The 14002-nt window shown below is 56.0% G+C and carries 11 protein-coding genes; 8 read left to right on the top strand and 3 right to left on the bottom strand.

The window, feature by feature from the left end; all coding sequences use genetic code 11:
• Positions 1-7 precede the first annotated feature (7 nt).
• The 7 genes from CDH48_RS04380 to CDH48_RS04350 all read left to right on the top strand — a co-directional run bounded on the left by CDH48_RS04380 (position 8) and on the right by CDH48_RS04350 (position 6860).
• A complete protein-coding gene (locus CDH48_RS04380) occupies positions 8-433 on the top strand; it encodes a MarR family transcriptional regulator (protein WP_100687504.1) in 426 nt (141 codons plus the stop codon).
• Between the two features lie 4 nt (positions 434-437).
• The gene (locus tag CDH48_RS04375) at positions 438-1832 is read left to right on the top strand and encodes a DHA2 family efflux MFS transporter permease subunit (protein WP_100687665.1); all 1395 of its coding nucleotides are present in this window, start codon (positions 438-440) and stop codon (positions 1830-1832) included.
• A gap of 228 nt (positions 1833-2060) precedes the next feature.
• Entirely contained in the window at positions 2061-2630 is a 570-nt protein-coding gene (locus CDH48_RS04370) for a TMEM165/GDT1 family protein (protein ID WP_100687503.1), read from the top strand.
• Positions 2631-2695: 65 nt separating this feature from the next.
• The gene (locus CDH48_RS04365; protein ID WP_100687502.1) at positions 2696-3748 is read left to right on the top strand and encodes a L,D-transpeptidase family protein; all 1053 of its coding nucleotides are present in this window, start codon (positions 2696-2698) and stop codon (positions 3746-3748) included.
• A 59-nt stretch (positions 3749-3807) separates the two neighbouring features.
• Complete coding sequence (locus CDH48_RS04360) at positions 3808-4560, top strand: SDR family oxidoreductase (protein WP_100687501.1); 753 nt, start codon at positions 3808-3810, stop codon at positions 4558-4560.
• Between the two features lie 27 nt (positions 4561-4587).
• Complete coding sequence (locus tag CDH48_RS04355; protein ID WP_100687500.1) at positions 4588-6078, top strand: NfeD family protein; 1491 nt, start codon at positions 4588-4590, stop codon at positions 6076-6078.
• Positions 6075-6860: a slipin family protein gene (locus CDH48_RS04350; RefSeq protein WP_100687499.1), complete on the top strand. Its 786-nt coding sequence runs from the start codon at positions 6075-6077 to the stop codon at positions 6858-6860. Before CDH48_RS04355 ends, CDH48_RS04350 begins: the two co-directional genes overlap by 4 nt.
• A gap of 87 nt (positions 6861-6947) precedes the next feature.
• Here CDH48_RS04350 and CDH48_RS04345 read toward each other — a convergent pair whose 3' ends face one another.
• The 3 genes from CDH48_RS04345 to CDH48_RS04335 all read right to left on the bottom strand — a co-directional run bounded on the left by CDH48_RS04345 (position 6948) and on the right by CDH48_RS04335 (position 9844).
• Positions 6948-7229, bottom strand: coding sequence for an Lpp/OprI family alanine-zipper lipoprotein (locus CDH48_RS04345; RefSeq protein ID WP_100687498.1), 282 nt, complete (start codon positions 7227-7229; stop codon positions 6948-6950).
• 204 nt (positions 7230-7433) lie between these two features.
• Entirely contained in the window at positions 7434-8012 is a 579-nt protein-coding gene (locus tag CDH48_RS04340; protein ID WP_100687497.1) for a L,D-transpeptidase family protein, read from the bottom strand.
• A gap of 107 nt (positions 8013-8119) precedes the next feature.
• Positions 8120-9844, bottom strand: a complete 1725-nt coding sequence (locus CDH48_RS04335) for a potassium/proton antiporter (protein WP_100687664.1) — start codon at positions 9842-9844, stop codon at positions 8120-8122.
• 266 nt (positions 9845-10110) lie between these two features.
• Here CDH48_RS04335 and CDH48_RS04330 point away from each other — a divergent pair, with 266 nt between their 5' ends.
• Complete coding sequence (locus tag CDH48_RS04330; RefSeq protein ID WP_100687496.1) at positions 10111-13950, top strand: DUF3427 domain-containing protein; 3840 nt, start codon at positions 10111-10113, stop codon at positions 13948-13950.
• Positions 13951-14002 lie beyond the last annotated feature (52 nt).

Genomic DNA, 14002 nt, shown 5'->3' with positions numbered 1-14002 from the left:
ATTAACCATGAAAGACCAGTTTCCCTTTGCTGTCGCCCGGGTAACCCGTCGCTGGCGCAAACTCTTAGACGAACGCCTGAAAGACCTGGGTGTTACCCAGGCCCGCTGGACCACCATGGTGTACCTGCAGCAAGGCGGCGAAGGCCTGACCCAGCGCGAACTGGCCAGTCTTATGGCCATTGAAAACCCCACGCTCGTGCGCCTGCTGGACAGCCTGGAGCAACAGGGATTGATCGAGCGCCGGGCCTGCCCGAACGATCGTCGGGCCCGTCGCCTGCACCTTACCGAGCCTGGCCGTGAGTTCATGGAAGTGCTGACTGCCCGTGCCGATGCTTTATGCGAAGAAATGCTTGCCGGTGTGGACAGCGACGATATTGAAGTCGCACTGAGGGTGTTCCATAAAATAATGGATAATGCTGAAAAGCAGAAATAAACACTTGCGCGATAACTCTGTTGCAGGACTGACTGCCCGTTATGGCCCCGGCTGGCGCTGGCTGGCTGTTTTGACGGTAATGATGGGAACCATCGCTACGGTGTTGAGTGCCACTGTGGTGAACGTTGCGCTGCACGAAATCATGGTGGAATTCAATATCCGCCAGGGCATGGTGCACTGGCTGGCAACCGGGTTTATTGCCGCCATGACCACAACCATGCTGGCTTCTTCCTGGCTGCTTGATCATTTCGGAGTGCGCAAGACCCTGGCGTTTGCCATGGCGGTGTTTACGCTGATCTCGGTAGCTGGAGGGTTTGCCAGCTCGCCGGAACAACTGATTGCCGCCCGCATCGGCCAGGGTGCCATGGCCGGCCTGATGCAGCCCATGGGCATGTACCTGGTGTTCCGCATATTCCCCCGTGATCGACGGGGCCAGGCCATGGGTATCTACGGTATGGGGGTTGTACTGGCACCAGCGCTCGGGCCTGTGCTCGGTGGTTTTCTGGTGGATCAGCTGGACTGGCGTTTCGTAATGTTTGCGCCAGCCCCGGTCACACTGGTCGGCGTCTTTATGGCACTGCGTTTTCTGCCCACGCCTGCCTCCCAGCCGCCGCCCTATCGATTTGACTTGCCCGGGCTGGTGCTGCTTGGCGCCACCATCGGGATTGCCCTCGACGCCCTGAACCGCCTGCAGGATCTGGATGGCCAGGAAACCGGGGTTGCCATCGAAGGGCTGGTGGCACTGGCGCTTCTGGTAATGTTTGTGCTTCGCGAAAAGCGCACAAAACACCCTCTGGTTAACGTCAACCTGCTGCGCACGCCCAGCTTCCTGTACGCCAATCTGGGCGCCATGGCGCTGGGGCTGGCGCTGTTTGGATCCACCTACCTGATCCCTTTATATGTTCAAACGGCCCTGGGCTATACAGCCACCCAGGCAGGCCTGTTGATGCTGCCGGCGGGCATCGTGTTGGGCATGACCTTCCCGCTGGCCGGAAAGCTGGCCGACCGGGGTGGCGACGCCCGCAAACTGGTTATTTTCGGCATGGCGATGTTTGCCTCGTCTGCCATCCTGTTTGCGTTGTCGGATCTCACCCTGGCTTTCGGCTGGCTTGCGCTATGGACTGTGTTTGGCCGGATAGGTATCGGATTCATGTTGCCGTCGCTGTCCATAGGCGCGCTGAACCCGCTCAAACCCGAAGAACTTGGCGCCGGCTCCAGTACCATCAATTTTACCCGGCAACTGGGCGGTGCTTTCGGGGTGAATATCGTGGCACTGACCATTGAATTCGGCGAGCACAGTGGCGGCGTACCCACAATCAATGCCTTCCATACGGCCTGGTGGCTGGTTGCTGTGTTTGTTGCCATGGCCGTTATACCTGTCTGGCGCATGCGGGCGTAGCGGTTTGCCATGCCCGGCGTAATTAACTAGTATTGGCTCAACTCTTCAGGGGAGTAGCCTTCGCATCCGGTGTCCGGGGCGAACGTTAGTCAACATACTTGGGGCCCAATCCCCATGGCTACCGTGTTTCACCCGGTTTCGGTGAAATTGGCAAGACCTGAGGCAGTGCCACCTCCAAGGGCGGAAGGTGCGCTGTCTCATGTCTGATTGTCCGCCCCGGAAGATTTCATGGACGCGTTTCTCACTTCAACAGCAGCCGTTGCCATTGCCGAAATCGGCGACAAAACCCAGTTGCTCTCGCTTTTCCTCGTTGCCCGGTATTCCCGGCGTTTGGCCATTATTGCAGGCATTCTGGTCGCAACCATTCTCAACCATACGCTCTCGGCCTGGCTGGGAGCCTGGCTAGCCGAATGGATTCCCGAAACCTGGTTGCCATGGGCTCTGGCCGTGAGTTTTGTGCTGATCGCATTGTGGTTGCTGATTCCCGACCAAGATGACAGCGAAGATTCCCGATTTCTCGGTATGGGCGCCTTTATGGCTACTGTTGTCATGTTTTTTCTGGCGGAAATAGGTGATAAAACCCAGGTCGCGACCGTTGTACTGGCCGCCCGCTTTAGTGAGACAATCTGGGTTATCATTGGTACAACTGTCGGGATGCTGCTGGCCAATGTACCGGTTATCATGGCGGGGCACTGGTTGATGGAGCGGTTGCCACTGGCGAGCGCCCGTATATGTGCAAGTATGATATTTGCTGCAATGGCGGTCGTTACGCTCTCGTCGGTGTTCTGGAACTTCTGACTGGAACCCCTGGAGAGTTCTGCTGTCACTGCACGCTCAGGAGCAGTTTTTCTGGAATGGGACCTATGGGATTTGAAAAGTGTTCAGCGCTGGTACTTCTGCTGGCTGGTGCTCTGGTTTTGCAGCCTGTCCATGCCGAAGAGCAGGATAACACACGGCAGGAACCTGCCTCCGAACAGGCAGTTGATCGCAGCCCGCGGGTGCCGACCTTCGAAGTGAAGGGGGATCTGGCGGGGCGGCTGGATGTCTTCGTTACCCGCTATGAAGATACCTTTGCTGAAGTAGGTAACCAGCTTGCGCTGGGCTATCTGGAACTGGTGAAAGCCAACCCGGGTGTGGACCCCTGGCTGCCCGGCGAAGGCACCACAATTACACTGCCGCGGCAGTACGTGATGCCGGAGGCGCGCCGGGAGGGGATTGTTATTAACCTGGCCGAATACCGGCTTTACTATTTCACTGACGAGGGTGTTCAGGTTTACCCCGTTGGTGTTGGCACGGCTGAAAACCCTTCCCCGCTGGCAAATGCAGAAGTCACCATGCCTCTGGAATCGCCGGCATGGTATCCCCCTGCCAGCATTCGTGCAGAGTACGAGGCTTCCGGCGATTATCTCCCGCGCATGATTCCCCCGGGGCCTGATAACCCGCTGGGCAGCCATGCCCTGATGCTGAGCGAGAAGGGGTACCTCATTCACGGCACCAACAAGAAATTTGGTGTGGGCATGGGCGTCAGCCACGGCTGCTTTCGCATGTATAACGAGGATATCTCCCGTTTTGTCTATCAGGTGAGCAAGGGCACACCGGTTCAGATCGTGCATGATCCGGTAAAGCTGGGCATGTCCGGTGGTGAGGTCTGGCTGGAAGTGCATCGCCCCCACGAGGAATACTCCCGGCAGGACAGGGACAGGCTGTGGCAGGAAGTCACCCGGGAAGTCGAAGCCTTCCGCCAGAAACACCCGGGTGTTGAGCTCCAGCGCAGGGCGATAGAACTGGCGGTAGAGCAGGCTGACGGCATTCCGGCCATGGTTGGTGAGCAGGTTTCGCGCCTGGCCTCGGACAAAACCTCAAAAGACGAGCAGCGCCCTGCACCGGAAAAGCCCGAGCAGAAGCTGTATTTCTGATCCCGCCGGCGCCGCGGGCTTTCCCCATAAATAAAAGCGTATAAAAATCAGGAGAGACCATGAGTCGCACCACACTGATCACCGGCGCCAGTTCGGGCCTTGGTGAGGGCATGGCCCGCGAGTTTGCCGCAAGGGGTGACAATCTTGCCCTGTGCGCCCGCCGCACCGACCGGTTGCAGGCATTGCGGGAGGAACTGGCCGCCAGGCACCCGGAAATAACCATCAGCATTCGTGCCCTGGACGTAAACAACCACGATCAGGTTTTTGAGGTTTTCCGCGCTTTTCAGCAAGAGTTCGGCAGTCTTGACCGCATTATTGTTAATGCCGGAATCGGCAAGGGCCAGCCCCTGGGTACGGGCAGGTTCAACGCCAACCGCCAAACCGCAGAAACCAACTTTGTGGCGGCTCTGGCGCAGATGGAAGCGGGCATGGAGATCTTCCGCAAGCAGAACCGGGGGCACCTGGTTACCGTGTCGTCGGTAACCGCTGTTCGGGGCATGCCGGGTAATGTAAACACATACGCTGCAACCAAGGTGGGCCTTGCGGCACTTTCCGAAGGACTGCGTGTCGAACTTGCCAAGGCGAAATCGCCCATCAAGGTAACAATGCTTTACCCGGGTTATATTCGCACGGAAATAAACGAGAAAGTGAAGAACACACCGTTTATTGTGGATGCGGATACAGGCTGCAAGGCCATGGTAAAAGCCATTGAGTCGGGCAAACGTGAGAGTTTTGTGCCAAGGTGGCCCTGGACACCTATCGGTTTTGTGTTGCGGCGGTTGCCGGTATCGGTGCTTGCCAGACTGTTCTGAACTCTCTTTCGGATCCGGGGAGGCGGTATGCAGTGCGATCGACCCATAAGATCAGAACGCCTTAACCGGCTCGGAATGTGGGCCATGGTTTTTGCAGTAGGCATTTTGCTCGGCCTTGTATCCCTGGCCCATCAGGTGCTGGCGCAACAGCAAAACTCCGGAACGGCGCTGGTGCTGACGGTAGAGGGTGCGATTGGCCCGGCTACCATGGATTACCTGGTTCGCGGCATTCGCCGGGCGGAGTCTGAAGGTGCGGAACTGGTGGTGCTGGAAATGGACACCCCCGGGGGCCTTATGGATTCCATGCGGGAAATTATCAAAACCATTCTCGGCTCCGACGTGCCAGTGGTGACTTACGTTTCCCCCCAGGGTGCCCGGGCGGCCAGCGCCGGTACCTATATTCTTTATGGCAGCCATGTTGCGGCAATGGCGCCGGCAACCAATCTGGGTTCGGCAACACCGGTTCAGATGGGTGGCTTGCCAGGCAGCCCGGAGCCTGCAGAAGAGCCCGATGAAGACAGCGCTGGTGACGACTCAAAAACAGCCGACAAGGAAAACACCGGCGCAGATGACAAGCGCCGTGGCGCAACGGCCATGGAGCGTAAGGTTCTGGAAGACGCCGTAAGCTACATACGGGGGCTGGCGGAGCGCCACGGTCGCAACGCTGACTGGGCTGAGGAGGCTGTGCGCGAAGCCGTCAACCTTGGGGCCAGTGAGGCCCTTGAACGAAACGTTATCGATGTTATTGCGGCAGATCTGCCCGGCCTTATGCGCCAGCTTGATGGCCAGAGTGTGCGTATGGCGACCGGTGACAGAACCCTGCAGACCGCCGGGCTGACGATTGTGCGGATGCAACCGGACTGGCGCACGCGCCTGCTCTCGGTCATAACCAATCCCAATGTTGCCTATTTCCTGATGATTATCGGGTTCTACGGCATTATTTTCGAGCTGGCGAACCCGGGTGCCGTGGTACCGGGCGTTGTGGGCGCTATCTGCCTGATCCTGGCCATGTTTGCGTTTCAGGTGCTGTCGGTAAACTATGCGGGGCTGGCGCTGGTTCTCTTGGGGCTGGCGTTTATTGTCGGCGAGTCCTTCGTGCCCAGTTTTGGCATTCTCGGAGTGGGTGGCATGGTCGCGTTTGTGACCGGTTCGGTCATCCTGATGGATGGCAGCCACAGGGCGATTTCCCTGCCTGCCATCGGCGGCACTGCGGCGGTAGCGGCGGGCTTCATTCTGTGGACTGTCACCCGGTTTGTCGGGCTGCGGAAAAGACACCCGGTGAGCGGTACCGAGCAGATCATCCGGGAGAAAGCGGTAGCTCTGAACGATTTCCGCAAAGAGCGTGATACCTATCACGGCCATGTGCGGCTCAGTGGAGAGCGCTGGAAAGCGGTCAGCTGCTATCCTGTACGTGAGAACGATGATGTGCAGGTTACCGGCATTGAGGGCTTGACTGTCAATGTAGAGCCGGCTGACCGGGCGCATGATAACCAGCAGCGAAACGAGGAGGCTGTATGATTGGTGATCTGATTCCCTGGCTGGTACCCGCAGTGGTCCTGCTGCTGATTCTGGGCTCTGCCATCAAAATCCTGCCGGAGTACCAGCGCGGCGTGGTGTTCTTTCTGGGCCGGTTTCAGGGCGTAAAAGGGCCCGGGCTGATTATTGTCGTTCCGGGTATTCAACAGATTGTACGGGTGGATCTGCGCGTCATTACCCTGGATGTGCCGAGCCAGGATGTGATTTCCCGGGATAACGTCACCGTGCGGGTAAATGCGGTGCTCTATTTCCGGGTGGTGGACCCGGAGCGTGCGATTATCCGCGTGGAAGATTTCAATTCCGCAACCAGCCAGTTGTCCCAGACCACACTGCGATCGGTGCTGGGCAAACACGATCTTGATGAGATGTTGTCTGAGCGGGACAAACTGAACGCCGATATCCAGGAGATCATTGATTCCCAGACAGAGGAATGGGGTATCAAGGTCGCCAACGTGGAAATCAAGCATGTGGATCTCAACGAAAGCATGATTCGTGCGATTGCCCGCCAGGCTGAAGCCGAACGGGAACGGAGGGCGAAAGTGATTCATGCGGAAGGTGAACTACAGGCTTCCAAAAAGCTGGTAGAAGCTGCGGAGGTTATGTCAGCCAATTCCGGCGCCATGCAGCTGCGCTATATGCAAACCTTGTCTGACATGAGTAACACCAACTCCTCCACCATTGTTTTTCCGCTACCATTGGACCTGTTAAAGACGTTCATGGAGAAAGCACCCGCTGCCGGCCAGCCAAAGCAGCCTGAGCCCTGACGCGCGGCGGTATGAAAGCAGTTTGGCAGGTTAATCATGAGCAATAAAAAAGGCCGGGAGTCCCGGCCTTTTTCGCAATGCTGAGCCTTACTTCTGGCTGGCACGCTCGAGCATACGCTTGGCACGCTCGTTAGCCTCATCAGCAGATTTCTGAGCGGCTTGGGCAGCAGCCAGAGCACGGTCAGCGGTCTGCTGTGCTGAACGCGCGGAGCTTGCAGCACTGTTGGCTGTGTTCAGTGCCTTATCTGCAGTTTGTTCAGCAGAGCTGGCAGTTGCATTGGCTTCGTCGAGAGCACCCTGGTCGGTCGTTGCACAACCTGCAGTAATGGCAGTAGCCAGTGCGATTCCGGCGATCGTCAGTTTACGCATTGTAAATCCCCTTTTTGGTCGAGTTATTTCCTGTTGATCCGAAAGTCTTTTCAGACGACTTCCTTTTTTAGCTTCGGCCCGATAGGCGTTGACTACCGGAGTCGTAAAACAGTGTAAAACACTCTGAGAGGAAATGTTAACTAAGTATACGTAAATTTTCTTAGGTTATGACAACAACTTAATGCTGGCGTCATGGGGAAATGGTCAGGGGGTGATTCGTATGGGCGTGCCATCGTTGACCAACTGCCAGATTTCATCCATCTCCTGATTGTTAACAGCGATGCATCCGTTGGTCCAGTCCAGGCCTGTATACGCAAACGCCATGTCTTCCGCTCCATTGGGCAGACCGTGGATCATTATGCTGCCTCCGGGATCCAGGCCCCAGTTTTCGGCCATCTCGCGGTCTTTTTCGCTGGGGTAGGAAATGTGAATGGATTTGTAAAAATCACTGCCGGCATTGCGCCAGTCCAGCGTGTAGTCGCCTTCTGGCGTGCGTTCGTCGCCCTCGTAGAGTTTGTGCCCTTCCGGGTTGTCCCCGAGCGATATGCGGTAACTCCGGACCACCTCTTCACCGTTCATCAGGTAGAGCCGACGCTGCCCTTTTTTTACCAGGACCTTATTAACCACCAGGGAGTCATCAAATGAGGAAGAGTCGCCGGGCGAGGTTTGTACCACCGGCATGCGGTTATCGGCCTTGGCCAGCAGTCCGGCGCCATAGGCCGGGAGGCTTGCAACAAACAACAGAGCCAGAAGGCAACGGGTTAATAAACCGGGAATCAGCATAACCTTAACTTACCAATGATTAATCTTTGCGTATTGGTGTTATAGCATATCCAACCGGGTAATTGTTAAGGGGTTTTGTTAACTTTGACAGTTATCCGGTTAGCAAGTCAGGCATTTCGTGACTTGTCCATTTTCAGGCCAACTTTGGTGACCTGGTCCGCCTCGGTGGCCCTTGCCACCAGGGTAACCGGCCCCAGAACAACGGTGTCGCCAATGACCGGATGCCCTTTCGTGCGCCGCGCGAAGCACTCTGCCAGCGACAGCTCCGGTGGCAACTCATCAAACTCAATGCCATAAACCTGTTCCACATCCCCGAGCAGCGCATCGCCATTCAGCACAAAGTCCCCGAAGAAGGCTCTGTCTGCGAGGTATTTTGGCGTGTGGCGGCCACTGAGAGACTTACCCAGTTCTTTCAGCACGCTGGGCGTGGCAAACATCGCCACCATATCACCGCTGGATACCTCCAGATCCGCCTTGGGTTGCAGGCAGACCCGGTTCCGGAATACGCCGGCAACCGCGGTGTTTTCCGGAAAGCGCAATTGCCCCAGAACCCTCGGGCTTTCCCAGTTTTCTCCCCGCAGGGGGAAAAGCATCAGTTCGTGGTCGCCTGCGGCGGGGGCGTCCAGCGGCAAGCGTCGATAGGGTTCCCCGTTGGCCGGGATTTCAAGGCGCAGCAGGCGCGCCAGAGGGGTAAGGGTGGTGCCCTGAACCAGCAACGAAACCAGAACAATAAAAAAGGCCGCATGGAAAACCAGTTGTGCCTCAGGCAGGTTGGCGATAATGGGGAAAAGCGCCAGCACGATGGGTACGGCCCCTCTCAGCCCTACCCAGCTTATGAACCCGAGTTCGCGACGGTTAAAGCCAAAAGGCCAGATTGTCAGCAGGACGGTCAGGGGGCGGATCACGAAAATCAGCGTCAGCGCGAGTATCAGGCCGCTTCCCGCCAGCGGCAGCAAATCGGACGGGTTCACCAGCAGGCCCAGAATCAGGAACAGGCAAAGCTGTGCCAGCCAGGCCAGGCCATCGTGTACCTGAAGAATCATGGGCATCATTCGAACCTGGCGGTTGCCGATCACAACGCCACAAAGGTAAATAGCCAGAAAGCCGCTACCGCCAAGCGCGTTGATGGCAGAAAACACCGAAATACCGGCGGCGGCCACCAGCAGAGGATAAAGTGAGGGCGTAAGGCGAATCCGGTTGGCCAGCTCGGCAATCATGAAGCCGCCGACGATACCGCCAACGCCACCAATGCTGAACTGCTTGAGCAGAAGAATCAGCGAATCCTGAATGGCGTGGTCGCCATCGCTGGCAATCAGGGTGACCATCATCAGCGTCAGAAAGATCGCCATGGGGTCGTTACTGCCGGACTCGATTTCCAGCGTGGCGCTGACCCGTTCATTCAAGTGCAGCCCGCGCCCCTGCAGCAGCGAAAATACCGCTGCCGCGTCGGTGGATGAAATGATGGAACCTACAAGCAGCGCGGTCATCCAGTGCAGGTCGAACACCATCCAGGCGACTAACGCCGCCCCCAGTGCGGTCATGCCAACACCAATCGTGGCAAGCACCAGGGCAGGCTTGAGGCCCACACGGAAGGTCTCTGCCCGGGTGCGCATACCACCATCCAGCAGGATTACTCCCAGTGCCAGATTGGCGACCAGAAAAGAGAGCTGGAAATCGTCAAATTCAATGCCGCCCGGGCCGTCTTTGCCCATCATCATGCCCACCACCAGAAAAACCAGCAGTACCGGCATACCTACCCGGCTGGAAAGCGGGCTCAGAAGGATGCTGATGACAAGCATCAGGGCACCTACCAGGGTGAGCATTGGATCCATCAGAACTCCATCAGAGAGGCTTGCCGGGAACCGGCGGAAGCGCTTGTAAGCTTCCCCAAGTTTGCCCATTGCCGGCGCCTTAAACAAGCAAGTCATTAGGGTTGAAAGCGCAGTCCACTGAGCTGCGCCGTTAAAGATCACTCGCTGTCAGTGCCTCAGGTGGGGTGATTTCTTGCCGGCAGGCAATAAATTACCTGTGCAGTTTGTTATTATAAAACAGTCGCTTATATTGTGGTTTTTCGACACAAAAAAGAGCCACGCCCGGCATGAGCCAATCGGTTGCCTATTACAACGCCCATGCGCAGGCGTTTTTCGACGAAACGCTGCACGTGGATATGACCGCGCTGTACGACGCATTTTTGCCCCATCTCCCTGAAAATGCCCACATTCTTGACGCAGGCTGCGGTTCCGGCCGGGATTCCCGGGAATTTCTGGCTCGCGGTTATCGCGTTACTGCGTTCGATGCCTCTGAAAAGCTGGCCGCCTTGGCAACCAAAGCGATAAGCCACCCGGTTACCGTTCGTACGTTTGATCAGGTCCACGAATACCAGGTCTACGATGGCATCTGGGCCAGTGCCAGCCTGCTCCACCTCCCTCACCAACAGATACCCCATGCACTTGCCCGGCTTTGGCAGGCCTTGAAGCCCGGCGGCCTTCTGTACCTCAGTTTTAAACGGGGTGAAGGGCAGCGAGAACACAATGGCCGCCACTTTACCGATGCAACTGAGTCCCAACTTGAACGCTGGGCAAGCGCCTTACCGGGGGTGGAGAAGATAACCACCTGGCAAACCGCAGACCGCAGACCGGGGCGGGATGGGTATTGGGTGAATGGGGTTTTTCATAAGCAGGTCGAGACCCATGACAAACTGATTACGGGTGGCAGGTATCAGCATTTCTTGCCGCATCTTTGTGCCAGTATCAGTCGAGCCCGCGAAGTTGATATGGCGGTGGCGTTCGTAAAGTCCACCGGATTGAAACTACTGCTCCCCGACCTGCTGAGTGCCCTTGGCCGAAAACAAAGGCCTGCGCGGGTTCGGGTTCTCACCAGTGACTATATGGACATTACCGATCCGGAAGCCTTGCGCAGTTTAATGCTGCTGCAAGAGAGAGGTGCGCAGGTTCGGGTATTTGAGAGTGCTGGCTCAAGCTTTCACCTGAAAGCCTATATTTTTACCTACGTTCTGGGTGAATCGTCCCGTCAGGGAACCGCTTTTATTGGATCGAGCAATATCAGTCGCCAAGCGCTTCAGGATGGTTTGGAGTGGAACTATCGGGTTGATTACCCCAGCGATAACGGCTTTTTTGAAGCGCAGAGCCGCTTTGAAGAGTTGTTCCGTCACAAGAATACACTGTCCTTGTCGGACGGCTGGATTGACGAGTACGAAGCTCGTCGGGTTCTGCCGCCGCGCCCCATGGAAGCCGGCAGCCATGAGGTTGAAGACCCACCAGAACCAACGCCGGTACAAACTGCGGCGCTAGAGGCTCTGCGCGAAACACGATCTGAGGGGTACAGTCGAGGCTTGGTAGTCCTGGCGACGGGCTTGGGTAAAACCTGGCTGTCTGCCTTTGATGCGGCTCAAATGGGTGCGAGGCGAGTTCTGTTTGTCGCCCACCGTGAAGAAATTCTGCATCAGGCGGCTGAAACCTTTATCCGCATTCGCCCGCAAAACCGCGTGGGATTTTATATGGGCAAACAGCGGGATATGGCGGTCGATGTGCTGTGTGCCTCAATACAAACATTGGGCAAAGATGCGCATTTGGAGCGATTTACACCCCAGCATTTTGATTACATTGTGGTGGACGAGTTTCACCACGCAGCAGCACCCACCTATTACCGCTTGCTGAGCTACTTTGCCCCCACCTTCATGCTTGGTTTAACAGCCACACCAGATCGAACCGACCGCTCAGATATTCTCTCTTTGTGTGATGACAATCTTGTTTACACACACAACTTATTTGAGGGTATCCGCAGTAAGCTGTTGGCACCTTTTCACTACTATGGAATTTTCGATGACACGGTTGATTACGCCGAAATCCCCTGGCGTAACGGCAAGTTCGACCCCGATCAACTTGCTCACAAGCTTGCCACTTTAGGCCGTGCTCGTCACGCAGAGCGTGTGTGGCAGAAGCACCGCCAAAAACGCACCTTGGCGTTCTGTGTTTCGATCAACCATGCAGACTTCATGGCCAAGCAGTTTCGTAAAAGAGGGTTTGCGGCAGCTTCTGTTCATGGCCACTCTGAGTTGTCTCGAGGGGAGGCGTTAGAGCAGTTGAAGTCTGGCGAGTTGGCCATCCTGTTTTCGGTAGATCTGTTTAACGAAGGCGTTGATTTGCCCGCCATTGATACGGTGATGATGCTGCGTCCCACGGAATCAAAAATTTTATTCTTACAGCAGCTTGGCCGGGGTCTCCGTAAAGCAGAAGGCAAAGACAAGCTGGTGGTTCTGGACTTTATTGGTAACCACCAAGGGTTTTTGCATAAGCCGCAAGCGCTGATGGGCGCGGACATGAACCACCGGCAGTTGGCGCAGTATGCGCGCAAGGCCGAGTCGCAAAAGCTGGACCTACCGGATGGTTGCTTCATCAATTACGACCTGCAACTTATCGAATTTTTGAAGTCGTTGGATGGGCAGGGCACCGAAAAAGACTATCGATTGTTGCGGGATACTCTAGGTCGACGCCCCACTCTCACCGAGTTCTATCGTTTTGGTGCCAATCTCACTCAACTGCGCAAACAGTTCGGCCACTGGTTTGCGTTAGTGGCGCACATGGAGGACTTGGACGAAACGGAATCCAAGCTGGTAGAGCAGCACGCCGCGTTTCTTGCGGAACTTGAAAAAACGGCTATGACCAAGTCGTTCAAAATGGTTCTTCTTGAGGCCTTTCAAGAGCTGGACGGCTGGCGTAACCCGCCAGAATTATCAGCACTGGCCAGTCAGTCGTTGAACGTATTACAGCGTCGTCGTACTTTGCTGGGAGAGCTGCCGGTAGAGATGCGTGAAAGCCCTGAGCCAAGAGCCTGGCAGGCCTATTGGCGACGAAATCCAGTCAGGGCGTGGATTGGCGAAAACACCAAGGCAGCAGGCTCCTTCAAAATCACGGAGGGGCGCTTTGCTGCAGCCATTAGCCTGGCGAGTGACCAGATAGATAGCTTCACAGCTTTGGTTCAGGAGTTGGTGGATTATCGGTTAGCCAGTTACGAGGCTCGGGGCAACATAGAGCCGGTCGATCAGAACGTATCTGTACTCCCTGGCAGTGGTTTAGCAGGCACTGAGCTTCCATATTTCCCCACCTTGAAGATCGCCTGCGGACACTTTCGCAGCAGTTCTGCCGAGGCCGAAGAATACCGCCATATTGGTGAAGGCTATGGCCGACTCAACCCCAGCCGGCACTTTATAGCACAAGCTTCGGGCGACTCTATGAATGGCGGCAAAAACCCAATTTATAGCGGCGATTATTTGCTGCTGGAACAAATCAATCCAGACCAGGCGGGAAGCATCACCGGAAAGACTTTGGCCATTGAGCGAATGGATGAAACGGGCGACACGCAGTATTTGCTTCGCGTGGTGGAGAAAACAAGCCAAGGCCAATACGTTCTGAAAGCAAAGAATCCGAGCTATGAAGATATTCTGGTGACGGATGAACTGAACGAGCAGTTTCGAACGTTTGCGCGGCTTGAGGCGGTGATTGATCCACTGGAGTTGGCGGTAGGTCAGAGCTTTATGCGGGAGGATATTCCCCGACTATTCGGCGAGGTTTTCAACCCAGGCAAGTGGAATGTGGGACACGTGTTTTTAAAGGGCGCGGCTGCGCACGTATTGTTGGTCACCCTGAACAAACAAGGCAGGGCTGCTAACCATCGCTACGTGGATCATTGGATAGACGAGCAGCAATTCCACTGGCAGAGCCAGGATAGCACCGCCCCTGAAAGCAAACGTGGCCAGGAGTTGATACGTCATCGAGAGCTTGGCTTATCAATACATTTATTTATTCGAGAGAACAGGCTGCAAAATAAAAAAGCGGCACCATTTACTTACTACGGTCAAATGGATTACCAAAGCCATAAGGGCAGTAGACCTATGAGTGTTATTCTGAAGAGGGCATAAAGGCTGCTCGACTTCTAGAGTATAGCGTTTCCGATTAGGCGCGTTAGCCTCT

The sequence above is a fragment of the Marinobacter aromaticivorans genome (assembly GCF_002806975.1).
Lineage (GTDB): Bacteria > Pseudomonadota > Gammaproteobacteria > Pseudomonadales > Oleiphilaceae > Marinobacter > Marinobacter aromaticivorans.
The sequence above is the reverse complement of the archived record's forward strand: the minus strand, read 5'-3'. Positions and strand labels throughout refer to the sequence as shown.

What these genes read in the sequence shown, in the direction of transcription:
- CDH48_RS04380 (WP_100687504.1), top strand. Translation starts at nt 8, where the DNA reads ATGAAAGACCAGTTTCCCTTTGCTGTCGCCCGGGTAACCCGTCGCTGG.
- CDH48_RS04370 (WP_100687503.1), top strand. Translation starts at nt 2,061, where the DNA reads ATGGACGCGTTTCTCACTTCAACAGCAGCCGTTGCCATTGCCGAAATC.
- CDH48_RS04365 (WP_100687502.1), top strand. Translation starts at nt 2,696, where the DNA reads ATGGGATTTGAAAAGTGTTCAGCGCTGGTACTTCTGCTGGCTGGTGCT.
- CDH48_RS04360 (WP_100687501.1), top strand. Translation starts at nt 3,808, where the DNA reads ATGAGTCGCACCACACTGATCACCGGCGCCAGTTCGGGCCTTGGTGAG.
- CDH48_RS04355 (WP_100687500.1), top strand. Translation starts at nt 4,588, where the DNA reads ATGCAGTGCGATCGACCCATAAGATCAGAACGCCTTAACCGGCTCGGA.
- CDH48_RS04350 (WP_100687499.1), top strand. Translation starts at nt 6,075, where the DNA reads ATGATTGGTGATCTGATTCCCTGGCTGGTACCCGCAGTGGTCCTGCTG.
- CDH48_RS04345 (WP_100687498.1), bottom strand. Translation starts at nt 7,229, where the DNA reads ATGCGTAAACTGACGATCGCCGGAATCGCACTGGCTACTGCCATTACT.
- CDH48_RS04340 (WP_100687497.1), bottom strand. Translation starts at nt 8,012, where the DNA reads ATGCTGATTCCCGGTTTATTAACCCGTTGCCTTCTGGCTCTGTTGTTT.
- CDH48_RS04335 (WP_100687664.1), bottom strand. Translation starts at nt 9,844, where the DNA reads ATGGATCCAATGCTCACCCTGGTAGGTGCCCTGATGCTTGTCATCAGC.
- CDH48_RS04330 (WP_100687496.1), top strand. Translation starts at nt 10,111, where the DNA reads ATGAGCCAATCGGTTGCCTATTACAACGCCCATGCGCAGGCGTTTTTC.